Here is a 24,808-nt window from a genome sequence, read left to right as displayed (position 1 = left end):
TCGCGACGGGCAAAGCTCGCGCTGAGAGGGTCAGGGTGGGAGTTTCGCCGCTTGCGACACTCTTGGTGAGGAGAGAGCCCCCGATCCGTAGTGCATCCGACGATGCGCTACGACCTAAGAGTGAGCTTCGCTCGTCTCGACCCCGCAAGCGGGAGAGGTGCAGCGAGCTTGCCGCAACATCAGTTCATCACTCCCCCTCGTCGCTCGCCAGCACGCCCTTCACGGCGCGGGCCCAGCCGGCGAGCTTGCGCTCGCGCGTCGCCTGGCTCATCGCCGGCCTGAAGCGGTGCTCGAGCCGCCAGTTGTCGGCGAATTTTGTCGGCTCCGGATAGACGCCGGCATCGAGGCCGGCGAGATAGGCGGCTCCCAGAGCCGTGGTCTCCTGGATCATCGGGCGATCGACCGGGGCGTTGAGCAGATCGGCGAGCCGCTGCATGGTCCAGTCGGAGGCGGTCATGCCGCCGTCGACGCGCAGCACGGTGTTGGCGGCGTTGGCCTCCGGCCAGTCGGTGCGCATCGCGGCCCACAGATCGAAGGTCTGGTAGCAGACGCTCTCCAGCGTCGCATGCGCGAGCTCGGCCGGGCCGGTGTTGCGGGTCAGCCCGAACAGCGCGCCGCGCACGCGCGGATTCCAGTACGGCGCGCCCATACCGACGAAGGCGGGCACCAAATAGACGCTCTGCATGCTGTCCGATTTATCGGCGAGCGGCCCGGTCTCGGCGGCGTGCTTGATGATGCCGAGCCCGTCGCGCAGCCACTGCACCGCGCTGCCGGCGACGAAGATCGAGCCCTCGAGCGCGTAGGTGCGCTGGCCGCCGAGCTGGTAGGCGATGGTGGTGAGCAGTTTGTTCTTCGAGGCCACCGGCGTGGTGCCGGTGTTGAGCAGCGCGAAGCAGCCGGTGCCGTAGGTCGACTTCATCATGCCGGGCTCGAAGCAGGCCTGGCCGATGGTCGCGGCCTGCTGGTCGCCGGCAATCCCGGAGATCGCGATCGGCCCACCGAACAAATCGGCGGTGCTCTCGCCGAACCGGGCGGAGGAATCCTTCACCTCGGGAAGCATCGAGCGCGGCACGCGCAAGAGGTTGACGAGGTCGTCGTCCCAGGCGCCGGTGTGGATGTTGAACAGCAGCGTGCGCGAGGCATTGGTGGCGTCGGTGGCGTGGACTCTTCCACCGGTGAGCCGCCACAGCAAATAGCAGTCGACGGTGCCGAACAGCAGCTCGCCGCGCTCGGCGCGCTCGCGCGCGCCCGGCACGTGATCGAGGATCCAGGCCACTTTTGTGCCGGAGAAATAAGGATCGATGATCAGGCCGGTCTTGGCCGAGATCGCCGGCTCATGGCCCTCGGCCTTGAGCCTGGCGCAGATGTCGGCGGTGCGGCGGTCCTGCCAGACGATGGCGCGGTGCACGGCCTGTCCTGTGGCGCGGTCCCACACCACGGTGGTCTCGCGCTGGTTGGTGATGCCGATCGCGGCGATGTCCTTCGCCTTGAGGCCGGCCTTCTCCAGCGCCTCGCGGCACACCATCACGGTCGAGGTCCAGATATCCTCCGGCTCGTGCTCGACCCAGCCGGAGGCGGGGAAATGCTGCGGAAACTCTTGCTGCGCGACGGCGGCGATGGAGATGTCGCCGCGAAACACCATGGCGCGCGACGATGTGGTGCCCTGATCGATGGCCAGCACGAAAGACATGAGCGTTTCCTTTGGCGCTTAGGAGAATGCGTCAAGGCCAAAGGAGCGGATTACCGTGGCAAGGTCAAGCTTGGGGAGGTGGTGGTGAGCGACCCGTGGTCCTAAGGCGCGAGTGGCGCCACACGCTCCGCTGTCGTCCCGGCCTAGTGCGCAATTGCGCACTAGGCCGGGACAACATTGAATGCTTGGTGCCGCTGGTGATTCATGCACCTACATTCTCTGACGCGCGCCAACGGGTCCGCGAAGAGAGAGTCCGATCACATCGGCCGGTAGGTCCTGACGTCGGCGGGGACGTTGACGCCGATCTTGATCGCGCCGACCGAGCGGATGATGTCGTCGCCGAGCAGCTGGGCGAAGCAGGCATAGCCCCAGTCGTTCATGTGCAGGCCGTCGGCGATGACGAAATCGTTGATCGGGATCGCCTGTTTCTCGTGCCAGTCGCGCATCACCTCGAAGCGCGGGAAGATGCCGACATGGCGCAGCGCTGCGATGCGGCCGAGCAGCTTCACCATGCCGCGCGCGCTTTCGGGGCGCTCGGTGACGCGCGGCGAATATTGCGGATCGACCAGCACGACGTCGGCGCCGGACGCCTGAAGGCGCGCCACGCCGTCCTCGACCTGCTTGGCGGTCTCGGCGGGATCGAGGTTGCGCAGCACCGCGTTGGTGCCGACCTGCCAGATCACCATGTCGGGATGGACGTCGATGACCTCGGTTTGCAGCCGCGCCATCATCTCGGGCGCGTCCTCGCCGCCCTTGCCGCGATTGAGCACGGTGATGTCGGCGGACGGATACTGCCGCCGCAACTGTCCGGCCAGCCGGTTCGGATAGGTGAATTCCGGCGCCGACGATCCATAACCCTGGGTCGAGGACGAGCCGAACGCGATGATGACGACCGGCTTGCCGGCGGCGAGCTTGGCCGCGACATGCGGCAGCGAGCCGGTACTGTTCGGCACGCCCTTGGGCTGATGACAGGGCACGCGGTGGAAGATGTCGCTGGCGGATTTCGCGGCCTGCTTCACCCTGTCGAGCGCCTTCGCGGCGACGCCGGGTTGCGGCGGATTGGTCGCATCGGTCGTCGCAGCCGGCAGCGTCGCATCAGGCTTTGCAGCCTCGGTCTTGCCGTCGGACGAAAGCGCCGCATGCTGGTCGGTCTGCGCGCGCGACGGCACGACCGCGAGCAGCGTCAGCACCGCAACGGCGCGGAGACCTCGCCCTGCGGAAGCGCGAAAAGGGAAGGCAAAACGCATTTACTCTGCTTCCTTAATTCTGCTGCACCGGGCCCAGATGGGCCGCATCGATCACGAATTTCGCCAGTGCGCGGCCGAGACAGGCATGAACCTTCTTGGCCAGATCGACACCATGCGAGGTGCTGAACAGGTCAAAATATCCGGCGTCGCTCCACTGCTTCATAATCGCGAACCGGTCGAACAGCGGAACGTCGTGCTGCTGCGCCACCACCTTCATGTTGTCGAGATAGGGCGGCGCAGAGATCATCGTCTCCGTACGCGGGCTGTATTGCAGATTGACCAGCACCACGTCGGTCCCGGCGTCCCGCAACGCAACAACGCCTTCGTTGATGGCGGTACGGAAATCGTCGGGATCGACCGCTCGCATAGCATCGACGGTTCCGGTCTGCCAGATAACCAAAGTAGGCTTTTTTGCTTCAACAAGCTTAACAAGAGTTCCCGCGGTCTCCTCGGCGGTGCTCTTACCCTGTAGTTCTACGGATAGATCGATCGTCGACGACGGCAACGCTTCCTTCAGCGCCGCCTGCAGTGTGGCCGGATAGGCGCTCGCCTCGTTGCCCTGGATGGTCGAGGAGCGGCTGCCGACCACCAGCACGTTGAGCGGCCGGTTGGACTTGATGGCGTCGGTGACCTTGGGCAGCGAGCTCTCGCTCGTAAGCAGATAGGCGGGCACGTCGCAGGGCGGCGGCGGGGGCGGCTCCGCGGTGTCGCCGGCGCGCGCGGGCGCCGCCGCCAAACCGGCCGTCAGGCAGGCTGCGAGCAGCGTCAGGCCCAGCATCGTCCGCGCGGACTTCATGCTCCCCCTCCCGCCAGATCGGCGTTGCCGGCGGCGCCTTTTTTCGAGGCGCCTTTGTCGGCGGAGTGCTTGTACCACGAAATGATCCACGCCATGCCGCACATGATGAGGATGCCGCAGACGCTGATCAAGGCGTGCAGTGCGGCACCGCCAGAGACTTCGGCAAGCACGAAGTGACCGGCGAAGGCGAGGAAGACCCCGAGGCAGAATATCTCAAGCGAATGCTGGCCACACAGGATCAAAGGTCGCAGCCAGGGCGATTTTAGGCCCGGCCAATCCCTGGGCAGGAAGCGCACGGTGAGCGCGGCGAGCGCCAGGAAGTGCGCGAACCGCAACACGTCCAGGTCGGTCTTGTTGATCGGATACATCCATTGCTCGATCACCTTCGGCATGATGTGGCCGAGCTGCGGCACGTACCAGGTCAGTGTCACGAAGAACGCCGCGACCAGATAGACGATGCAGATCCACATCGTGATGTTCGACGACAGGATGCGCGACATCCGCCGCGCGCCGCCGAGCGCGCACCAGGCGCCGAACACGAACAGCAATTGCCAGGCGAACGGATTGAACGCCCAGAACCCGTTCGGATAAGCCGACAGATAAAGGTCGAACTGCCAGGTCAGCGCGTAGAGCACGACCGAGAGGCCGAGCGTGACATCGGGCTTCCATTTCATCAGCCACAGGATCAGCGGCAGGAACAGCATCAGCACGATGTAGAGCGGCAGCACGTCCATGTTGACCGGACGGAAGCGCAGCAGCAGCGCCTGGACGATGGTGACGTCGGGCTGCTTGAGGAAGTCCATGATCCCCATTTCTTCCGAGTAGAGCGGGTTCTCGAACGAGGTCGCGACATAGGAGATCTCGGCGAGGAAGATCGTGAACAGGAAGACGTGCGCGACATAGATCTGCCAGACCCGGCGCAGGATGCGCGCGGTCGCGATCACGACACCGCCCTCCAGCATCGCGCGGCCATAGACGAACGCCGCGGTGTAGCCGGAGATGAAGATGAAGATCTCGGTGGCGTCGGAGAAGCCGTAATTGCGGATCGTCAGCCAGGTCAGAAGATTGGTCGGCAGATGATCGATGAAGATCAGCCACAGCGCGAGCCCGCGGAACAGATCGAGGCGGAGCTCGCGCTCGCCGGTCGCCGGCAGCGTGATCGCGGGCGCAGCAACCTTCGCCTCGGCCTCAGCCTCTACTTCGGTCTTGGCGTCGGCCGCCGGCGAACCGGCTATGGGGTCGGCAATCGAGCTCATCAAACACCGTGTCGGCTGCGGACGCCCCGCACGCCGTGCTGAAAAGATAATATCGGTCCGCGAGTTGCCGACAAAGCACGGAGTGCGGCGGCATGCGGCCGCGCTTTAGAGCGGAACTATGTTGAAACCGCGATGAACGGACCGCCCCAAATCCGGCTTTCCAAGTCCCGCTTTCCAAGCCCGCCTTTTCACAGCCCGGCAGGCGATTGGTTCCGGCGGTTCAATTGGCTATGATAGCGCCCTGTTTGAGCATGATCCGGTCGAAAACGGAGCATGCGCCAGGACCATCGGATTGAGCCGCATGTACCGCGCCGTTACCCGCCAGATCGAAGTCACCGTCGAGCCGAACTTCATGCCGGAGCGCTCGTCGGTCGACCGGCGCGAATATTTCTGGTCGTACAAGATCGTGATCGTCAATTCGGGCCCGGAAACGGTGCAGCTGCGGACGCGGCACTGGATCATCACCGACGCCACCGGCCGCCGCCAGGAGGTGCGCGGCGAGGGCGTAGTCGGCGAGCAGCCGGTGCTCGCCCCCGGCGAGCGCTTCGAATACACGAGCGGCGTGCCGCTGCCGACCGCCTCCGGCTTCATGACCGGCAGCTATCAGATGGTCACCGAAGCCGGCGAGCGCTTCGACATCGACGTGCCGACATTCTCGCTGGACAGCCCGAGCCCGGGCGGGAAAAGGGTGCTGAACTGACGCCTGCGTAGCCCGGATGGAGCTAAGTGCAATCCGGGGCAGGTGCATCCGCGGTTGGAGCGACCCCGGATTTCGCTGCGCTTCATCCGGGCTACGATGACGAACGCGCCTACTCGACGCCGGCTTCCTGCGGCGTGAACTCATACACCGACGAGCAGAACTCGCAGGTCACGACGACCTTGCCGTCCTTGACCATCTCGGCGCGATCGTTCGGCGCAAAGCTCTTCAGCATCGACGACACCGCATCGCGCGAGCAGGAGCACTGCGCGCGCAGCGTTTGCGGATTGAAAACGCGAACGCCGCGTTCGTGGAACAGGCGATAGAGCAGCCGCTCGCCGGACAGATCGGGATCGATCAGCTCGACATCCTCGACGGTCGAGATCAACGACTGGCCCTCGACCCAGGCGTCGTCGTCCGGCACGCTATGCGTGGTCGTGCCTTCCGGCGCGTCGCCGGGATGCAGATCGGCCTGCTTGGCGCGCTCGGGCGCCTTGGGCAGGAATTGCAGCAGGATGCCGCCGGCGCGCCAGTGCAGCTTGCCGCCCTCGCCGCCGCGCATCTCCTCGCCGACCGCAAGCCGCACCCGCGTCGGGATCTGCTCCGAGCGCAGGAAATATTCGTGGGCCGCCTCTTCCAGGCCGCCGCCGTCGAGCGCGACCAGTCCCTGGTAGCGGCTGGTGTTGGAGCCCTGATCGATGGTCATCGCAAGGTGGCCCTTGCCGAGCAGCTCGCCCGAGCTCTGGCCATTCTTGAGACGCGATGCGTCGTAGCGCGCATAGGCGCGCAGCCGGTCGGGCGCCTGGAAATCGACGATCAGGAGCGAGACCGGACCGTCGGTCCGGGTCTGCAGGATGAAGCGGCCCTCGAACTTGACCGACGACCCGAGCAGCGTGGTGAGCACGATCGCCTCGCCGAGCAGCTTGCCGACCGCGGACGGATAGTCGTGCTTGTGCAGGATCTCGTCGAGCGCGGGTCCGAGCCGGGTCAGCCGGCCACGCAGATCCAGCGCGCCGACCTCGAAGGCCAGCACGGCATCGTCGACAGGAACCGCTGAGGGCGCGCGAACCGGCGCCTCGGGCGTGATTTTGATGTCGGGGGATTGTGAAACCATGGCGCTCTATCTGGGGTCTCGGACCGCAAAACGAAAGGGGTTCAGCAGAACGGATCTATCCGTCGTCCCTGCGAAAGCAGGGATCCATAACCACCAATGTGAGTTGCTGCATTCAGCTGGGGCTCCAGCTTTCGCAAAATTTACATCGGTGGTTATGGATCCCTGCTTTCGCCGGGACGACAGCATTGAATGGGCGCTACGCGACCGCGTCGAAACACCAGGCCAGGATGCCCTTCTGCGCATGCAGGCGGTTTTCCGCCTCGTCGAACACCACGGATTGCGGCCCGTCGATCACCTCGTCGGTGACCTCCTCGCCGCGATGCGCGGGCAGGCAGTGCATGAACAGTGCGTCCGGCTTGGCGAGCGACATCAGCTTGGCATTGACCTGATAGGGCCGCAGCACGTTGTGGCGGTGCTCGCCCTCCTTGTCGCCCATCGACACCCAGGTGTCGGTGACGACGCAGTCGGCGCCGCGCACGGCGGCTTCCGGATCGGTGCCGAGCACAATCGGCGCGCCGGTCGCCTTGATCCAGTCGCGCATAGGCTTTTTCGGCGAGAGCTCGGGCGGGGTCGCGACATTGAGCTGGAACTTGAATCGTTCGGCGGCATGCGCCCAGGAGGCCAGCACGTTGTTATCGTCGCCGGTCCAGGCCACGGTCTTGCCCTCGATCGAGCCGCGGTTTTCCTCATAGGTCATGAGGTCGGCCATCACCTGGCAGGGATGCGAACGCCGGGTCAGGCCGTTGATGACGGGCACGGTGGCGTGCGCCGCGAGCTCGAGCAGCGCGTCATGGTTGAGGATGCGGATCATGATCGCATCGACATAGCGCGACAGCACGCGCGCGGTGTCCGCGATGGTCTCGCCGCGGCCGAGCTGCATCTCGGCGCCGGTCAGCATGATGGATTCACCGCCGAGCTGGCGCATGCCGACGTCGAACGACACCCTTGTGCGGGTCGACGGGCGCTCGAAGATCATCGCCAGCGTCTTGCCTTCGAGCGGCTTCCTGCCCTTCTCATGCGCCTTCAGCTTCGCCTTCATGGCGGCTCCGGCGGACAGCATGTTGCGCAGCTCGCCGAGCGGCAGCTCGTTGATATCAAGGAAGTGGCGGACCGGCTTGCTCATCATCCAGCCGCCTTCTTCGGCTGCGCCGCCGATAATGTCGCGCAGGCGCGCTCAAGCGCGGTGATCGACGTATCGATCTCGGCCTCGGTCACGATCAGCGGCGCCAGGAACCGCACCACATTGTCGCCGGCGCCGACGGTGAGCAGCTTCTCGCTGCGCAGCGCGGCGATCAGGTCGCCCGACGGCACCACGGCCTTGACGCCGATCAACAGCCCCTCGCCGCGCACCTCCGACAGCACACCGGGATAGCGGTCGACGACGGAAGCGAGCTTCTGCTTGAGCAGCAGCGACATCTTCTGCACATGCTCGAAGAAGCCGGGTTTCAGCATGACGTCGAGCACGGCATTGGCGGCGGCGACCGCGAGCGGATTGCCGCCGAAGGTCGAGCCGTGCGAGCCGGGCGCCATGCCGGCCGCAGCCTGCGCGGTCGCCAGCACTGCGCCGATCGGGAAACCGCCGCCGAGCGCCTTGGCCAGCGACATCACATCCGGCGTGACGCCCGTGCGCTTGTAGGCGAACAGCTCGCCGGTGCGGCCCATGCCGGTCTGCACCTCGTCGAAGGCAAGCAGCAGGCCGTGCTCGTCGCAGAGCGCGCGCAGCGCCTTGAAGAACGCCTGCGGCGCCGAGCGCACGCCGCCCTCGCCCTGCACCGGCTCGATCAGGATGCCGGCGGTGTGCGGACCGATCGCCTTCTTCACCGCCTCGATGTCGCCATGCGGCACCTGGTCGAAGCCGTCCATCGGCGGCCCGAAGCCCTCGAGATATTTCGCCGAGCCGGTCGCCGCCAGCGTGCCCAGCGTGCGGCCGTGGAAGGCGCCCTCGAAGGTGATGATGCGGTAGCGCTCGCCGTGGCCCTTGGAGAAGTGATAGTGGCGGACCAGCTTGATCACGCCCTCCATCGCTTCCGCGCCGGAATTGCAGAAGAACACGAAGTCGGCAAAGCTCTGCTCGCACAGCCGCGCGGCAAGCGCCTCGCCGTCCGGGCTCTTGAACAGGTTCGACATGTGCCAGAGTTTGGTCGCCTGCTCCTGCAGCGCCTTGACCAGATGCGGATGCGCATGCCCGAGCGCGTTGACCGCGACGCCCGAGGTGAAATCGAGATAGCGGTCGCCGTTGGTTGCGATCAGCCAGGCGCCCTCACCGCGCTCGAAGCCGAGATCGACCCTGGCGAAGACGGGGAGCAGATGCGACGTGGCAGCGTTGGTCATGGCGATCACTGACGGTTTGAAGCCGACAATTGCCGCGCGCCTTGACGCCAGCGCAGCAACGGCCAGCTTCGGAAAACAAAACGGCCGCCTTTGCGGGCGGCACGTGGCGGGCATTCTATGCTGCGGTCAGTAAGTGTCAATCGCCACGAAGTGGCCTTCCTGCAATGCGAAACGAGCGCAATCCGGAGCATTCCGGTGCGGTGGAAAAGCCTCATCGAAATGCTTAACTGTGTGGGAACATGTGGACGCACGGCCGCGGACTCTTGCGCCTGAGTCACGCCATATTGTAGCGTTTGGCCTGTCGGGTACGACATCTCGTGCGGCGGTACTGGACCCTCTAAGTAGCCTTCGTGTCTCGCGTAAACGTTCGGGCGCAACACCGTGCCCGGCGAGGGCTAAGGGATTCTGGCCGCAGGGATATTTGTCCAGATTGGCTCGCAGCGCCGCTCCAACGATTGGCCGGCGCTACGCGAAGGGAAGAATGCGATGACTGTATTGACCTGGTCCGACGATCGCGTCGAGCAGCTGAAGAAGCTCTGGGAGTCCGGCCTGTCGGCCAGCCAGATCGCGGCGGAACTTGGCAATGTGACGCGAAACGCCGTGATCGGCAAAGTGCATCGGCTCGGCCTCTCCGGCCGCGCCAAGGCGCCCTCCACGGCCGCGCCGCGGCAGCGCAAGGCTCGCCCCGCCCAGCACATGATGCGGGTGGCGCGACCGGTCTCGCGCGGCAACACCGCGCTGGCGCACGCCTTCGAGGTCGAAATGGAGCCCGATCCGATCTCCTACGACAATGTGGTGCCAATGAGCCAGCGGCTCTCGCTGCTCGAGCTGAACGAGGCCACCTGTCATTGGCCGGTCGGCGATCCCTCGAGCCCGGAATTCTTCTTCTGCGGCGGCAAGGCGCTCGCCGGCCTGCCCTATTGCGCGCATCACTCGCGCGTCGCCTACCAGCCCGCCGCCGATCGCCGCCGGCCGTCGGCGAAACCGCAGATCAAGTGAGCACTCGGGAAAACGTCGGAAGACCTCAAAAACAAATCCCCGCGAAAGCGGGGATTTTTTTGTGTGACGCAGCCCGGCTATATCACCAGCGTCGTCCCGGTGCATGCCGGGACCCATACGCCGCGGCCGGCGCAATCGGCAAGCGGCCAGACGGCTTTCTAACAACGCCCATTGGTGGCTATTGATCCCGGCTTTCGCCGTGTTGCGGTTTATGAATGCCGCTTGGCCGTTACGGCTGCGGCTCGGCCTTGGCAAAGCGGTCATCGAGCGCGTAGCCGGCGCCGCGCACGGTGCGGATCGGGTCCTGCTCGCGGCCGGGATTGAGGAGCTTACGCAGACGGCCGATATGCACGTCGACGGTGCGCTCATCGATGTAGATGTCGCGGCCCCAGACGCTGTCGAGCAGTTGCTCGCGGCTGAAGACGCGGCCGGGATGCTCGAGAAAGAATTCGAGCAGGCGATACTCGGTCGGCCCGAGATCGATCGGACGGCCCGAGCGCGCCACGCGGCGCTTCTCGCGGTCGAGCTCGATGTCGCCGTAGGTCAACACGGTCGCAAGCCGCTCCGGGCTGGCGCGGCGCAAGAGGCCCTTCACCCGCGCCAGCAGCTCCGGCACCGAGAACGGCTTGACGATGTAATCGTCGGCGCCGGTGGCAAGCCCGCGTACGCGCTCGCTTTCCTCGCCGCGCGCGGTCAGCATGATGATCGGAAGTTGCTTGGTCTCGGGCCGCGCCCGCAGGCGGCGGCACAGCTCGATGCCGGACAGGCCCGGCAGCATCCAGTCCAGCACCACGAGGTCGGGAACGCGCTCCTTCAGGCGGGTGTCGGCATCGTCGCCGCGCCCGACCGTCTCGACATCGTAGCCTTCCGCATCGAGATTGTAGCGCAACAGCGTCGTCAGCGCTTCCTCGTCTTCGACTACCAGAATGCGTGCGCTCATCGGTTTAAGTTCTTTCTCTGTGGTGATCCGTTGCCCAGACGCAAACCGAAACGCTTACTTCCTTGAGCATAGTCCCCGCGGAAACGAGTTGTCGAAGGACAATCCGGTTCCGCGCTTGCCGATCAAGCCTCAGCTGCCCGGCACCGTGGTGGCAAAAGTGGTCATGTCGCCCTTCGGGCGCTTGTCGGTGATCTGCTGGCCCTCGATCATGTAGAATACGGTCTCGGCGATATTGGTGGCGTGATCGCCGATCCGCTCGATGTTCTTGGCGCAGAACATCAGATGGATGCAGAACGAGATGTTGCGCGGATCTTCCATCATGTAGGTGAGCAGTTCGCGGAACAGCGAGGTGCAGATCGCATCGACCTCCTCGTCGCCCTTCCAGACGTTCATCGCCGCCGGCAGGTCGTGCGCGGCATAGGCGTCGAGCACCGACTTGACCTGCGACAGCACGAGGTCGGTCATGTGCTCGAGGCCGCGGATCAGCTTCAGCGGCTGGAAATCGCTCTCCAGCGCCGCGACGCGCTTGCCCATGTTCTTGGCGAGGTCGCCGATCCGCTCGAGGTCGGTGGCGACGCGCATCGCGCTGACGATCTCACGCAGGTCGATCGCCATCGGCTGGCGGCGCGCGATCGTCAGCACCGCGCGCTCTTCGATGTTGCGCTGCAGATTGTCGATCTCGATGTCGGCGGCGACCACGCGCTTGCCGAGCGCGACGTCGCGACGGATCAGCGCGTCGACCGACTCGGTAATCATCCGTTCGACCAGGCCGCCCATCTCGGCGACCAGGCGGGTCAACTCCTGCAGGTCGCTGTCGAATGCCTTGGCGGTATGTTCAGAAGCCATCGCTTGTCTCCCTCAACCATGGTCCCGGGGATCATGGTTTCGTGTCCTGAATTTTAGCATGACCTGATCGGAAAACCGGTTGCCACTTTTCCGGATCATGCGCCGGTCAACCGAACCGGCCGGTGATGTAGTCCTGGGTGCGCCGATCGCTCGGTGAGGTGAAGATCTTGTTGGTGTCGTCGAACTCGATCAGCTCGCCGAGATACATGAAGGCGGTCTTGTCGGAGACGCGCGCCGCCTGCTGCATGTTGTGGGTGACGATCGCGATCGTGTAGTCCTCGGAGAGCTCCTGGATCAGTTCCTCGACCTTGGCGGTCGAGATCGGGTCGAGCGCCGAGCACGGCTCGTCGAACAGGATCACCTCGGGACGCACCGCCACGGTGCGCGCGATGCACAGCCGCTGCTGCTGGCCGCCGGAGAGCGACAGGCCGGAGGCGTTCAGCTTGTCCTTGACCTCGTTCCACAGCGCGCCGCCGCGCAGCGCCTTCTCGACCCGGTCGTCCATCTCGGACTTCGAAATCTTCTCGTAGAGGCGGATGCCGAAGGCGATGTTCTCGTAGATCGTCATCGGGAACGGCGTCGGCTTCTGGAACACCATGCCGACCCGCGCGCGTAACAAATTAAGATCGAGCTTGGGGTCGAGAATGTTGGTCTGGTCCAGCATCAGCTGGCCGACCGCGCGCTGGCCCGGATACAGGTCGTACATCCGGTTGAAGATGCGCAGCAGGGTCGACTTGCCGCAGCCGGACGGGCCGATGAACGCCGTGACGCGGTTGGTGCCGAGCGTAAGGTTGATGTTCTTCAGCGCGTGGTGCTCGCCGTAATAGAAGTTGAGGTTTCGCACCGTGACCTTCGGCGGCGCTTCCGGCAGCGGAACCTGGGGAACGTGGCCTGCGGCAGTCGTGGAGACGGAAAGCTCGGTCATTTTGCGGCCCTTTCGGCACCAAGGATACGCGCGCCGATATTCAACGCGAGCACGGTGAATGTGATGAGCAGCGCACCGCTCCACGCCAGCTCTTTCCAGTAGGCGTAGGGGCTCTGCACGAAGTTGTTGATGGTTACCGGCAGGTTGGCCATCGTCTTGGTCAGATCCAGGCTGAAGAACTGGTTCGACAGCGCGGTGAACAGCAGCGGCGCGGTCTCGCCAGCGACGCGGGCGGTCGCCAGCAGCACGCCGGTGATCAGACCCGATCGCGCAGCACGATAAGCGATCCGCTTGATCACCAGCGAACGCGGCAGGCCGAGCGCGGAGGCGGCCTCGCGCAGCGGATTGGGCACCAAGAGCAGCATGTCCTCGGTGGTGCGCAGCACGACCGGGATCACGATCACCGCGAGCGCGAGGCTGCCTGCGATCGCCGAGAAGCCGCGCATCGGCACCACCACCGCACCATAGATGAACAGGCCGATGATGATCGAGGGCGCGCTGAGCAGGATGTCGTTGATGAAGCGGATCACCGAGGTCAGCTTGTCGTGCTTGCCGTATTCGGCGAGGTAGGTGCCGGCGAACAGGCCAAGCGGCGCGCCGATGCCGACGCCGATCACGGTCATGATGACCGAGCCGACGATGGCGTTGAGCAGGCCGCCTTCGGTCGAGCCGGGCGGCGGCGTGTTCTGGGTGAACAGCTGCACGCTGAGGCCGGCAAGGCCGTTATAGAGCAGCGTGATCAGAATCAGCGCCAGCCAGGTGACGCCGAACAGCGCGGCGCCGACGCAGAGTGCGCGGATGACGATGTCGCTGCGGCGGCGGGATTTGTAGATCGGGTTCATGGCGTTACTTCCCCGCCTTCTTTTCAAGCCGCATCAGCATCAGCCGCGCGCCGGCGAGCACGAAGAAGGTCAGCACAAACAGCAGCAAGCCGAGCAGGATCAGGCCGGACTGGTGCAGGCCGTCGCTCTCGGCGAATTCGCTGGCGATCGCCGCCGAGATCGTGGTGCCAGGCGCGAAGATCGACGACGAGATGCGGAACGAGTTGCCTATGATGAAGGTCACCGCCATGGTCTCGCCGAGGGCGCGGCCGAGCGCCAGCATGATGCCGCCGATCACGCCGACGCGGGTGTAGGGGATCACGACGCTGCGGACGACCTCCCAGGTTGTGCAGCCCATGCCGTAGGCGGCCTCCTTCAGCACCGGCGGCACGGTCTTGAACACGTCGACCGAGATCGCGGTGATGAAGGGCAGCACCATGATCGCAAGGATCAGCGCGGCGTTGAACAGGCTGAGATAGGACGGCGGGCCGGCGAACACCGCGCCCAGCACCGGGACGCCCTCGAAGATCCGGATCATGAAAGGCTGGAACGTGTTGGCCAGGAACGGGCCGAGCACGAAGAAGCCCCACATGCCGTAGATGATCGAGGGAATGCCGGCGAGCAGCTCGATCGCGATGCCGATCGGGCGGCGCAGCACTTGCGGGCAGAGCTCGGTGAGGAACACGGCGATGCCGATGCCGACCGGAATGGCGATCAGCATCGCGATGACCGAGGTGATCAGCGTGCCGTAGATCGGGCCGAGCGCGCCGAGCACCGGCGGATCGGCCGAGGGTGCCCAGCGCTGCGTCCAGAGGAAGGCGAAGCCGTATTCCTTCATCGCCGGCCAGGCGCCGACGATCAGCGACAGGATGATGCCGCCGAGGATCAACAGAACCGAAATCGCCGAGATGCGGGTGATCCAATAGAAGGTGAGGTCACCGAGCTTAAAGGCGCTGAGGGCCTTGGCGCGATCGTAAGGTCCCGCGGCTTCCATCACATCGCTCTGAACAGCCATGTCTGCCACGCCAATCCCCTCTTTAGTATGCAAAAGCCACGCAAACCGCTACGCCCCGAAGCGATCTTCATTGACGCATTTGGCCGGGCGTCGTCGTTCCAGCCACGCCCCTTGAGGCGCGAACCCCGGCCTCGATCCCGCGCTTGTTGCCGCGGTGATGGAGACCGGGTCTTGGTCGCTCGACCTGTGCCGCGATCGAGTCGGCACAGGTCCTGTCGCAGCGTCGGACTTAGCTCTTGATGTCCGACGACCAGGTCTTCTCGATCAGCTTGACGACCGAGTCCGGCATCGGGATGTAGTCGAGCTCTTCGGCCGCCTTGTCACCCTTCTCGAAGGCGTATTTGAAGAACTTGAGCGCTTCCTGCGAGGCCGCCTTGTCGGTCGAGTCCTTGTGCATCAGGATGAAGGTCGCCGCGGTGATCGGCCAGGAGGCCTCGCCCGGCTGGTCGGTGAGGATCACGTAGTAGCCGGGAGCCTTGGCCCAGTCGGCATTCGAGGCGGCAGCCTGGAAGGCAGCCATGGTCGGCTGCACGGTCTTGCCGGCCTTGTTGACCAGCCCGGTGTAGGTCAGCTTGTTCTGCTTGGCGTAGGCATACTCGACATAGCCGATCGCGTTCTTGGTCTGGCTGATGTTGCCGGCGACGCCTTCGTTGCCCTTGGCGCCGACGCCGACCGGCCACTCGACCGCGGTGCCGGAACCGACCTTGGACTTCCAGTCGGCGTTCGACTTTGAGAGATAGTCGGTGAAGTTGAAGGTGGTGCCCGAACCATCCGAACGGCGCACGACGGTGATCGCGTCGCCCGGCAGGGTCAGCTTCGGATTGAGCTTGGCGATCGCCGCGTCATTCCACTTGGTGATCTTGCCGAGATAGATGTCGCCGAGCACTTCGCCCGACAGGACCAGGTCACCCGGTTTGATGCCTTCGAGGTTCACGACCGGGACTATCGCGCCCATTACCATCGGCCACTGCACGAGACCGTCCTTCTCGAGCTGCTCGTGCTTGAGCGGCGCGTCGGTGGCGCCGAAGGTCACGGTCTTGGCCTGGATCTGCTTGATGCCGGCGCCGGAGCCGATCGACTGGTAGTTCAGACCGTTGCCGGTCTCCTTCTTGTATGCGTCAGCCCACTTCGAATAGATCGGGAACGGAAACGTCGCGCCCGCGCCGGTAATATCGGCAGCGAAGGCCGACGTCGAAGCGGCGATCATGCCGGCTGCGACGATTGCTTTGATGAAATTCATGGGTGGTCTCCATCCTGTGAGCGAAGCGCCGAATGCGCCCGATCGCGCTCACGCCGGTCCATCTAGGAGCGGTCGGTGCTGCTTTTACGAAGGTTGGATGACAGTTGGATGACAGCGCTAAGCTTCTGAAAACGCTTAGCTTTGAGTTGGTAACGGGGTCTTCGGCCGGGGAAAACACGCGGTAAAAGTGGCGCCGTTCCTCGGCACGCTCTCGATCAAAAGACGCCCGCGATGACGGTTAAGAATATGTTTCACCAGCGATAATCCGAGGCCCGTTCCGCCCTGGTTGCGGCTGTCGCCGACGTCGACCCGGTAGAAGCGCTCGGTCAGCCGCGGCAGGTGCTCCGGGGCGATGCCGGGGCCGAAATCCCGTACCATGACACGGATTTCGGGGGCCCCCTCGCCCGATGCGCCCGAAACGGCCTGATTCAGCGACACTATGACGCGGCCCCCGGAGGCGCCGTATTTGAGGGCGTTCTCGATCAGGTTCTCGAACAGGCGGAGCAGTTCCTCGCGGTCGCCGGCGATCATGACCGGGGCCTGAGGCAGGTCGACCTCGATCTCGACCTGGCGCTCGCTGGCCAGTGCCTCGAGCCCGTCGGCGACCTGGCGGATGATCGGCACGATGTCGATCGAGGCCTCGGGCCGCACATGGGCCGACAGCTCGACCCGCGACAGCGACAGCAAATCGTCGATCAGCCGCGCCATGCGGGTCGCCTGGGTGTGCATGATGCCGAGGAAGCGCTCGCGCGCCCGCGCGTCCTCGCGCGCCGGTCCCTGCAGCGTGTCGATGAAGCCGGACAAGGCGGCGAGCGGCGTGCGCAGCTCGTGGCTGGCATTGGCGACGAAGTCGGCGCGCATCTCCTCGACCCGGCGCAGAGGCGTCAGGTCGTGGAAGGTCATCAGCATGCACTTCTCGGTGCCGCCGAACTGGGTCGGCACCGGCACCGGCGTGATCACCAGTTCCATCCAGCGATCGACCGGAACGTGGTCGGTGTAGGTGGCGCGGCGCGGCTCGGTGGTCGCGATCGCCTCGCGCAGCGCGGTGATGATCTCCGGCGAACGCAGGGCAAATTGCGCCAGTTCGTTCTTGCGCAGCGCCGGCGCGAGCTGCGCCGCGGCGGCGTTGAGATGAATGACGCGGCCGGCGCGATCGAGCAGCACGGCCGGATCCGGCATGCCGGCGACGACCGCGCTGACGGCGGCGGCCTCGACCGGATTGACGCCGCGGACATCCTCGCGCGAGGTTCCGGCATCATGCAGCCGCCATGGCACCAGCGCCGCGGCCGCGATGCAGACGAACACCGCGCAGGCGCGCACCAGCGACAATTCGCCGAGCGCGACCACCACGCTTAAGGCCAGCGCTGCGGCAAGCAGGATCAGCGCGGAATGGCGCAACCGGTCGGGCCAGGGCGAGAAGATGGAGGAATGCGAATCGTCAATTGCCATCGCGGCGGCTTTCATCCCGTCGGTTCATGTCTCGCCCAGGCGCGGTCACATCGACCTTCCCTCGGGAGGCATCGGGCCGCTTCATCAGACCCCGGAGTCACCGCGCTTGCGAACCAGAACCGCCTCATGGTGCGGCTCGGCGCGGGGACCCGAATCAGCCTGCGGCAGCCGTTTGAGTCGGGCGCCGACGATAACCTCCCGAAACGTCAGCAAGATTACAGATATGACGAAGGGCGCAATATAGTAGAGGAGCCGGAACAGCAGCATACCGCCGAGCAGGTCTTCGCGGTCCATCTGCCAGAGGCCGACCAGCATGGCGGCGTCGAACACCCCGAGGCCGCCGGGGGAGTGGCTGGCGAAGCCGAGCAGGGTCGCCGACACGAAGATGACCGCGACCACGACGAAGCCGAGATTTGGCTCGTCCGGCACCAGCACGTACATCGCCAGCGCGCAGAAGCCGAGGTCGAGGATGCCGATCGCGATCTGCAGCAGCGTCAGCGGGCCGCCCGGCAGCGTCACCGTCCAGGGGCCGCGGCCGACCACCCGCGGCTGGGTCCAGACCCAGACCACATAGGCGACCAGCGCGGTGATGATCGCGAATGCCAGCGCCCGGTTGAGCCAGGGCGGCAACTGGTCGATGTTGGCGGCGGCCTCGGGGTGGTAGGCGATGCCGAGCCCGAGCACCGCGGCATTGCCGAGCCAGAAGGTGAGCCCGGCGAGAAAGCAGATCTTGGCGACGTCGATCGCGTTCAACCCCCACGCCGAATAAATCCGGTAGCGCACCGCGCCGCCGGTGAACACGCTGGCGCCGACATTGTGGCCGATCGAATAGGAGGTGAAGGCCGCGAGCGCGTTGATGCGATAGGGCACATGGGCGTGGCCGATCGCGCGCACCGCGAACAGATCGTAGAAGGTCAACGTGAAGTAGCCCGCCGCGACGAACAGTCCCGCCAAGGCAATCTGCCGCGGCTCGGTGCTCTTGATGGCCTCGAGCACCTCGTTGGTGTCGATGCCGCGCAGCATGTGATACAGGACGTAGCAGGCGATGCCGATGACGGCGATGCTGATGACAACACCCAGCCGATGCAGGATTTGCTTCTGGCGCAGAAACGCCATCGCCCTGCGTATTGCTTCCAGCATCTAGACCTCGAATTGCGATCCCGCGACGACGGCTCCCGGGCGAACTTCGCCGGCGCTTCGCTGTGCCCTGGCCCGTGTAGCGCGTTTTAAACCGGAGTGGAATTCGTCAAAAGACAATAAAACGCGCATCTTCAAGATATTAGGGATGATTCATGACAGCGGATGCACAAATATGCGCGTTTCCCGCCGCCTTCGACAAGACTTGACATGCGCGTGCGGCAGTTAGCCCGCCGAACAGCCCGCAAGGCCATCCGGAAAACTACGGTGAAGTACCGGCACGGCCGAATAGAGAATGATCTTCCGTACCCGCCGAGAGGCGCTCCGCTGATCAGCAATCCCGCGCGGCCGTGACCGCGGCGACGATCTCGGCGGCATCGGGAAAATGTCCCTTGGCGCGCCTGGCGACAACCTCGTCGCCAAGCTTGACCTCGAAGATGCCGCCCTTGCCGGGGATCAGCGTCGCATCGACGCCAAGGCGCTCGCGCAACAGCGCCGCGGCCTCTTTGGCACGCTTCTCATAGCCGCACGGCCGGCAATAGGTGATCGAGACATTCCTCATGTCACGCCCTCCGTGCACTCATGCGGCGTGGCGCTGCGCGGAGGCGGCCTCGACGCCGGCGATCCAGCCGGCCACAGAACGGCCGATCGCCTCCGGATGATCCTCCTGCAGATAGTGCGCGCCCGCGCCGAGTTGAATGACCGCGCAATGCTTGAGCGTCCTGGCGAATTCGGCGGCAAAGGCCGGTGACACCAGTGCCCCGGGCGACCCCGCAAACAGCAGCTTCGGATAGGTCGATGTCGCGAGCGCCGCATGCGCCACCGTGAGCGCCTCCGCGACATCGGCCGGCTCGCCGGCGATCGGCAGCTCGCGCGGCAGCATCAAGGTCGGCTTGCGGCTTTCTCGCGTCGCAAACGGCGCGCGGTAGGCGGCCATCTCCTCCTCGCTGAGCGTGCGCAGGATCGAGCCGGGCAGCACGCGTTCGACAAACGCATTGTTGTCGAGGATCATCGCTTCGCCCTCGCCCGGCGTGCGGAATTTCCGGAACGTCTCCCGCGCGGCGTCGTGCTGGTGGAAGTCCGACCAATCGCGCATTGGGCGGATGAACTCCATGAAGGCGAGCCCGCGCACCAGTTGCGGACGGCGTGCCGCGAGGTGGAAGGCGAGCGCCGTGCCCCAATCCTGGGCGACGAGATAGGCCGAGGCGATGCCGAGCTCGTCGATCAGCGCGTCGAGATAGTCCGCCTGGTCGAAGAAGCGATAGCCGATGTCGGGCTTGCCGGACTGGCCGTAGCCGATCAGGTCGGGCGCGATGCAGTGCCCGACGGGGGCGACCAGCGGCATGATGTTGCGCCAGATGTAGGATGACGTCGGATTGCCGTGCAGGAACAGCACATGCGGCGCGTCACTGCGGCGGGTCTCGCGATAGGTCATCGTGCTCTCGAGCACAGCGCGATGATGCAGGCTGATATCGGCGGATATGATCATGGCAACTCCTTGAACACGGTTTGGAATGCGATCGTCTTGAAACGCGTCAGCGCAGCTTCGCTGCGTTCGACCTTCATGCGCAGCATCGCGCCCTGCCAGGATGCGAGCAGAAAATCGGCCAATTGATCGGGATCGAAGTCGGAGGCGATCTCGCCTGTGGCCTGAGCCTCGGCGATGCAGGCCGCAAACGGCGCGCGCCATTCCCGGAAGATGTCGTCGAGCTGCTCGCGCAGCACCTCGCTCGAGCCCGACGCCTCGAGGCTGAAATCGCCGATCAGGCAACCGCGGGTGAAACCGTCATGCGCGAGCTTGCCGGTGATCAGATCGAGATAGCTTCTCAGCCTTTCGCGCGGCGTCAGCGTCAGGTCGCCCAGCGCCTCGGCGACGAGGCCGCGCACATAAAGGAAGTAGCGGTCCAGCACCTCGGACGCGAACAGCTCCTTCGAGCGGAAATGGTTGGTGAAGGAGCCCTGCGGCGCGCCGGCGGCGGCGGTGACGTCGCGCACGCTGGTGCCGTGATAGCCGGTCCGGAACATTTCCTTCAGGCCGGCGTCGAGGATGGCATCGCGGAGAGAGGGTTTTGGCATGACCGTGACTTAATACGTACGTACGTATTAATGTCAAGCCCTAAGACGAATGCGGCTCGCCCTTGCGCTTGGCGACGCCGCTCAGGCCTGCCGGATCAAGAGGTTGAGGTCAGCTCGCGGGCTTGCTGCGCGAAACCACCCAGTCGCGCAGCCAGGAGCCGATCGCGCAGCCGACGAGATAGAGCGCGAACATGACCAGGAAGAGGTCGAGCCAGTAGCCGAACCGGCCGGGCACGATCCGCGCGAACGACGTCGCCACCAGCGCGGCGGCGAGCAGCGCCAGCCAGCGCATCCAGACCTTCGAGACGCCCTGCGCCCGATGCACCACCGCGATCCAGCCCATGCAAAAGCCGAGCAGCGCCGCGCCGAGCAGCCAACCCCAGAAGAATGTCGCGAGCACGGTCATCGCTACTTCACCACGAATTCGATGCGGCGGTTCTGCGCCTTGCCGTCTTCACTCTCGTTGCCGGCGAGCGGCTGCGTGCTGCCATAGCCGATCGGCGTGAAGCGGTTGGCGGGCAGCCCGGCGCGCACGAGGTAATCCACCACGGCCTGCGCGCGCCGCTCCGACAGCGCCTGGTTGGCGGCCTCCTCGCCGTCGCTGTCGGTATGGCCGGCGATCTCGATCGTCGCATTGGGGCAGCGCAACGCGGTCTCGATCAGGCGGTCGAGCAGGCCCGCGGAATCCGGCACGATGTCGGCCTTCCCCGACTCGAAGCGGATCTTGCCCTTCGAGAGAATTTCGGAAAACAGCTGCTGGCACACCGTGGGATCGACCGGGGCAGCCGCCGGCTTGACCGTGACCTCGGCCTTGTACTGCCAGCCCTGCGGAAAATCCTTGCCGAGCCCGTCGCGGATCTGGCCGGCGGCGGCATCGTAGAGCGCATCGCCCGACAGCTTCACCTCGCGGTCCGATACCACCAGCGTTCCGGTCGACAGCCGCGACAGCGCGCCGAGCGCGGGCACCACCGCGGCCGCGAAACCCGACGGCGCGCCGATGCTGGCCTTGAGATTGTCGACCACCTTCTCGCTGAAGAACTTGCGGCCGGCGGCGGCGACCAGCGCGGCGTGCACGTTGTTGTCGGGGACGTAGCCGGTCAGCGTCAGCGTCACCGCGACCGGGTCCTTGTAGGCCTGGAACACGTAAGGCGGCGCCTTGATGTCATTGGCGGCGATCGAATAGCCTTCCGGTAGGTTCTTCAGCGCCGCGGCGACCGCTTCGCGTCCGCCGAGCTCGCGCGCCATGCCGGCGAGATTGACCTTGCTGTCGGTCAGCGTGATCTTGCCTTCCTTCAGCTTGCCGATCTGGTCGAGCAACAGCAGCGCCGCCGCGTCGAACCGCAGCGGCGCGCCGCGGGCGAGCACCATCTGATCCACCACCTCGACGCCGCCGAGACCGGCCTTCGCGGCCTCAGTCAACTTGCCCTTGCTCGACGGCAGCGGCGCATTGCCACCAAGCGTGACCCGCACCACGTCGCGTTCGGCGGACCAGACAAAGGGCTTGGCTTCGGGAACAAGGCGGGTCTCGTCGTTCACCAGCCGCACGCCGGGCACGGCTTCGACCGACGCCACCGCGCTGAGGCGGCCGTCTTCGGAGAAGGCGTTGGCCGCGAACGTCACATCGCGGCCGTCGACGCTGATGCGGCGCTTGTCGAGGACGGTATCCTTGAGTGCGGCATTAGAGCGCGCGGCAAGGTCCGCTTCGACCGTTGCAGTGCTGGTCCAGGCCGCAAGACCCCAAAGCACGACCAGTGGAATCACCCCCGGCCACCACTTGCTACTCCACTTGAAAAGTCCGTGCATTCAGCGTCCTGCGGGTCGGGAACCAGAGAGAAATCAAACCCTTGGCTGACTGTCAAACCCCAAATGACGCGCCATGGCGGGGGCGCCATGTCGGACCGGGATAACAGTTTCTTCAGTGGTCTTTCGCTAAGTTTGCCGCGGAATGCAAATCGGCCGGCCCGCGCCCTCATGAAACAACTCCGCAATACCGTGATCCGTGCCGGCATGGAGGCGTTGTATTTCTCGGGTGCGCACATCCTGCTGCGGCCGATCTTCGCCGGTGTCGGCGCCATCTTCATGCTGCACCACGTCCGCCCGCGGCGCGGCGACGCGTTCCAGCCGAACCATCATCTCGAGGTCACGCCGGACTTCCTGCGCGCGATGCTGACGCATCTGCGCGCGCTCGACGTCGACGTGATCAGCATCGACGAGGCGCATCGCCGTCTCGCCGAACGGAATTTCGCACGGCGCTTCGCCTGCTTTACCTTCGACGACGGTTATCGCGACAACCGCGATTTCGCGCTGCCTGTGATGCGCGAGTTCGACGCCCCGTTCACGGTCTATGTCGCGAGCGATTTCGCCGAGGGCTGCGGCAGATTGTGGTGGATCGCGCTGGAGCGGGTGATCGCGGCGGCGTCCGCGATCGAGGTGCCGATCGACGGCACCATGACGCGGATCGACACCGCGACACCGCAGGCCAAGCGTACTGCCTTCGGCCGCATCCACAACTGGCTGCGTTCACTGCCCGGCGAGCAGGAGATGCAGACCGAGATATCAGCGCTGTGCGCCCGTCACGGCGTCGACGAGACCGGCATCGCGCGCGAGCTCTGCATGTCATGGGACGAGTTGCGCGGCTTCGCCGACGACCCGCTGGTGACGATCGGCGCGCACACCATCACCCATTGCAATCTCGCCAAGCAGAGCGAGACCATCGCGTCGTTCGAGCTCGCGACCAGCCGGGCGCGGATCGAGGATGCGTTGCAGCGGCCGGCATTGCATCTCGCTTATCCCTATGGCGACCGGATCGCCGCCGGGCAGCGTGAATTCGCCCTCGCCCGGTCGATCGGCTTTCGGACCGCGGTGACGACGCGGCCGGGCATGCTGTTTCCCGAAAGCGCCGACCATTTGACCGCCTTGCAGCGGGTCTCGCTGAACGGCAATTACCAGGACGCGCGCCTCTTACCGGTGCTGACATCAGGCGCCGCCACCGCGGTGTGGAACGGCTTTCGCCGCATCGACGCGGCGTGATGCGCGCGGAGGATACCGCCGCGGATTTTCAGTTTTCTCCTTCCCCCTGAAAGGGGGAAGGTCGGGATGGGGGTCCGGCCACAGACGACGGCGTCTGTGGAGACAGCAGATCCCCACCCGCCTTGCTCTGCGAGCAAAGCCACCTCCCCTTTTCAAGGGGAGGTGGCAGCCATGCTCCCACTTGCGCCTTCGAGCTCTCCTTGACTCGTTCCCCGGCCGCGCCCAGAACCAGTGGCAACGCAATGGAGGAGCGCATGTTCAAGGATCTGTTTTCGCTGAAGGGCCGCGTCGCATTGGTGACCGGGGGATCGCGCGGCATCGGCAAGATGATCGCGGCCGGCTTCCTCGCGCAGGGTGCCGCCAGGGTCTACATCACGGCGCGCAAGGCCGGTCCCTGCGAGGCGACCGCGCAGGAGCTTTCCGCCGCCTATGACGGCGAATGCATCGCGCTGCCGATCGACATCTCGACCGTCGAGGGCTGCGACAAGCTCGCGGGCGAGATCATCAAGCGCGAGCCGAAGCTCGACATCCTCGTCAACAATGCCGGCGCGGCCTGGGGCGCGGATTTCGACGAATTTCCGGAGAGCGGCTGGGACAAGGTGATGAACCTCAACGTCAAGTCGATCTTCTTCCTGACCAAGGCGCTGGCCAAGCCGCTGCGCGCGGCGGCGACGCACGACAAGCCGGGCAAGGTGATTAACATCGCCTCGATCGACGGCATCTTCGTCAACCCGATGGAGACCTATTCCTATGCCGCCAGCAAGGCTGCGGTGATCCACCTGACGCGCCGGATGGCGACACGGCTGATCAAGGACAACATCAACGTCACCGCGATCGCACCGGGCGCCTTCAAGTCGGACATGAACCGCGCCGCGCGCGACCACGCCGACGAGGTCGCCAAGCGCGTGCCGGCGAAGCGCGTCGGCAGCGACGAGGATATGGCGGGTACCGCGATCTATCTCGCCTCGCGCGCCGGCGACTATGTCGTGGGCAACACCATCGCGGTCGACGGCGGCGTGGTCTATGCGACCGCGGGGCTGGAGATTGCGGGCTAGCACGGTATCGCGACGATCGACTTTGGGCGCCATTCTATCGCTGTCATGCCCCGGCTCGACCGGGGCATCCAGTACGCCGGCCTCTCAATCCTGCTCTGCTGTCTCTGGAATACTGAATCACCGCTTTCGCGGGTGATGACGGAA

General features: G+C 65.2%; 24 protein-coding genes. 4 read left to right on the top strand and 20 right to left on the bottom strand.

Annotated elements, in window-relative coordinates:
- Positions 1-187: 187 nt before the first annotated feature.
- The 4 genes from glpK to ACVWY5_RS42490 form a co-directional block, all read right to left on the bottom strand.
- Positions 188-1,690: a glycerol kinase GlpK gene (gene glpK, locus ACVWY5_RS42505; RefSeq protein WP_028333743.1), complete on the bottom strand. Its 1,503-nt coding sequence runs from the start codon at positions 1,688-1,690 to the stop codon at positions 188-190.
- A 257-nt stretch (positions 1,691-1,947) separates the two neighbouring features.
- Positions 1,948-2,937 (bottom strand): SGNH/GDSL hydrolase family protein, encoded by a 990-nt coding sequence (locus ACVWY5_RS42500; protein WP_028333744.1) that lies wholly within the window; start codon positions 2,935-2,937, stop codon positions 1,948-1,950.
- Between the two features lie 13 nt (positions 2,938-2,950).
- Entirely contained in the window at positions 2,951-3,733 is a 783-nt protein-coding gene (locus ACVWY5_RS42495; RefSeq protein ID WP_152977610.1) for an SGNH/GDSL hydrolase family protein, read from the bottom strand.
- On the bottom strand, positions 3,730-4,989 hold the full coding sequence (locus tag ACVWY5_RS42490) for an OpgC domain-containing protein (RefSeq protein WP_028333746.1): 1,260 nt from the start codon (positions 4,987-4,989) through the stop codon (positions 3,730-3,732). The genes ACVWY5_RS42495 and ACVWY5_RS42490 overlap by 4 nt, the downstream gene beginning before the upstream one ends.
- Before the next feature lie 301 nt (positions 4,990-5,290).
- Between ACVWY5_RS42490 and apaG the strand changes: the two genes are divergently transcribed.
- Complete coding sequence (apaG, locus tag ACVWY5_RS42485; protein ID WP_028333747.1) at positions 5,291-5,689, top strand: Co2+/Mg2+ efflux protein ApaG; 399 nt, start codon at positions 5,291-5,293, stop codon at positions 5,687-5,689.
- A gap of 109 nt (positions 5,690-5,798) precedes the next feature.
- On the opposite strand, the gene ACVWY5_RS42480 is transcribed toward apaG, so the two are convergent.
- The 3 genes from ACVWY5_RS42480 to ACVWY5_RS42470 all read right to left on the bottom strand — a co-directional run bounded on the left by ACVWY5_RS42480 (position 5,799) and on the right by ACVWY5_RS42470 (position 9,131).
- Positions 5,799-6,800, bottom strand: coding sequence for an Hsp33 family molecular chaperone (locus tag ACVWY5_RS42480; RefSeq protein ID WP_028333748.1), 1,002 nt, complete (start codon positions 6,798-6,800; stop codon positions 5,799-5,801).
- A 196-nt stretch (positions 6,801-6,996) separates the two neighbouring features.
- Positions 6,997-7,923 carry an ornithine carbamoyltransferase gene (gene argF / locus ACVWY5_RS42475; protein ID WP_028333749.1) on the bottom strand — a complete coding sequence of 309 codons (927 nt, stop codon included), beginning with the start codon at positions 7,921-7,923 and terminating at the stop codon, positions 6,997-6,999.
- Positions 7,923-9,131 carry an aspartate aminotransferase family protein gene (locus ACVWY5_RS42470; RefSeq protein WP_028333750.1) on the bottom strand — a complete coding sequence of 403 codons (1,209 nt, stop codon included), beginning with the start codon at positions 9,129-9,131 and terminating at the stop codon, positions 7,923-7,925. The genes argF and ACVWY5_RS42470 overlap by 1 nt, the downstream gene beginning before the upstream one ends.
- 486 nt (positions 9,132-9,617) lie before the next feature.
- Here ACVWY5_RS42470 and ACVWY5_RS42465 point away from each other — a divergent pair, with 486 nt between their 5' ends.
- The gene (locus tag ACVWY5_RS42465; RefSeq protein WP_018269585.1) at positions 9,618-10,130 is read left to right on the top strand and encodes a GcrA family cell cycle regulator; all 513 of its coding nucleotides are present in this window, start codon (positions 9,618-9,620) and stop codon (positions 10,128-10,130) included.
- A gap of 229 nt (positions 10,131-10,359) precedes the next feature.
- On the opposite strand, the gene phoB is transcribed toward ACVWY5_RS42465, so the two are convergent.
- The 13 genes from phoB to ACVWY5_RS42400 all read right to left on the bottom strand — a co-directional run bounded on the left by phoB (position 10,360) and on the right by ACVWY5_RS42400 (position 22,382).
- A complete protein-coding gene (gene phoB / locus ACVWY5_RS42460; RefSeq protein WP_016844067.1) occupies positions 10,360-11,070 on the bottom strand; it encodes a phosphate regulon transcriptional regulator PhoB in 711 nt (236 codons plus the stop codon).
- Between the two features lie 129 nt (positions 11,071-11,199).
- Entirely contained in the window at positions 11,200-11,916 is a 717-nt protein-coding gene (gene phoU, locus ACVWY5_RS42455) for a phosphate signaling complex protein PhoU (protein ID WP_028333751.1), read from the bottom strand.
- 106 nt (positions 11,917-12,022) lie between these two features.
- Positions 12,023-12,841 carry a phosphate ABC transporter ATP-binding protein PstB gene (gene pstB, locus ACVWY5_RS42450; RefSeq protein ID WP_016844065.1) on the bottom strand — a complete coding sequence of 273 codons (819 nt, stop codon included), beginning with the start codon at positions 12,839-12,841 and terminating at the stop codon, positions 12,023-12,025.
- Positions 12,838-13,683, bottom strand: a complete 846-nt coding sequence (pstA, locus tag ACVWY5_RS42445; protein WP_050386784.1) for a phosphate ABC transporter permease PstA — start codon at positions 13,681-13,683, stop codon at positions 12,838-12,840. Before pstA ends, pstB begins: the two co-directional genes overlap by 4 nt.
- Before the next feature lie 4 nt (positions 13,684-13,687).
- Positions 13,688-14,677 (bottom strand): phosphate ABC transporter permease subunit PstC, encoded by a 990-nt coding sequence (gene pstC, locus ACVWY5_RS42440; RefSeq protein ID WP_016844063.1) that lies wholly within the window; start codon positions 14,675-14,677, stop codon positions 13,688-13,690.
- A 229-nt stretch (positions 14,678-14,906) separates the two neighbouring features.
- The gene (gene pstS, locus ACVWY5_RS42435) at positions 14,907-15,917 is read right to left on the bottom strand and encodes a phosphate ABC transporter substrate-binding protein PstS (RefSeq protein ID WP_028333753.1); all 1,011 of its coding nucleotides are present in this window, start codon (positions 15,915-15,917) and stop codon (positions 14,907-14,909) included.
- A 135-nt stretch (positions 15,918-16,052) separates the two neighbouring features.
- Entirely contained in the window at positions 16,053-17,366 is a 1,314-nt protein-coding gene (locus ACVWY5_RS42430) for an ATP-binding protein (RefSeq protein WP_028333754.1), read from the bottom strand.
- An 84-nt stretch (positions 17,367-17,450) separates the two neighbouring features.
- Positions 17,451-18,506: a putative bifunctional lysylphosphatidylglycerol flippase/synthetase gene (locus ACVWY5_RS42425; RefSeq protein WP_026192163.1), complete on the bottom strand. Its 1,056-nt coding sequence runs from the start codon at positions 18,504-18,506 to the stop codon at positions 17,451-17,453.
- Positions 18,507-18,834: 328 nt separating this feature from the next.
- Entirely contained in the window at positions 18,835-19,065 is a 231-nt protein-coding gene (locus tag ACVWY5_RS42420; RefSeq protein WP_028333755.1) for a SelT/SelW/SelH family protein, read from the bottom strand.
- A gap of 18 nt (positions 19,066-19,083) precedes the next feature.
- A complete protein-coding gene (locus ACVWY5_RS42415; protein WP_028333756.1) occupies positions 19,084-19,992 on the bottom strand; it encodes a haloalkane dehalogenase in 909 nt (302 codons plus the stop codon).
- Complete coding sequence (locus ACVWY5_RS42410; RefSeq protein ID WP_028333757.1) at positions 19,989-20,579, bottom strand: TetR/AcrR family transcriptional regulator; 591 nt, start codon at positions 20,577-20,579, stop codon at positions 19,989-19,991. The genes ACVWY5_RS42415 and ACVWY5_RS42410 overlap by 4 nt, the downstream gene beginning before the upstream one ends.
- Positions 20,580-20,688: 109 nt before the next feature.
- Entirely contained in the window at positions 20,689-20,985 is a 297-nt protein-coding gene (locus ACVWY5_RS42405) for a hypothetical protein (protein WP_016844056.1), read from the bottom strand.
- 2 nt (positions 20,986-20,987) lie between these two features.
- Complete coding sequence (locus ACVWY5_RS42400) at positions 20,988-22,382, bottom strand: OmpA family protein (RefSeq protein ID WP_028333758.1); 1,395 nt, start codon at positions 22,380-22,382, stop codon at positions 20,988-20,990.
- Between the two features lie 168 nt (positions 22,383-22,550).
- Between ACVWY5_RS42400 and ACVWY5_RS42395 the strand changes: the two genes are divergently transcribed.
- A complete protein-coding gene (locus ACVWY5_RS42395) occupies positions 22,551-23,609 on the top strand; it encodes a polysaccharide deacetylase family protein (RefSeq protein WP_028333759.1) in 1,059 nt (352 codons plus the stop codon).
- A 254-nt stretch (positions 23,610-23,863) separates the two neighbouring features.
- Positions 23,864-24,664 carry an SDR family NAD(P)-dependent oxidoreductase gene (locus tag ACVWY5_RS42390; RefSeq protein WP_028333760.1) on the top strand — a complete coding sequence of 267 codons (801 nt, stop codon included), beginning with the start codon at positions 23,864-23,866 and terminating at the stop codon, positions 24,662-24,664.
- The last annotated feature ends 144 nt before the right edge of the window (positions 24,665-24,808 follow it).

Source organism: Bradyrhizobium sp. USDA 3256 (assembly GCF_054058275.1).
The sequence above is the reverse complement of the archived record's forward strand: the minus strand, read 5'-3'. Positions and strand labels throughout refer to the sequence as shown.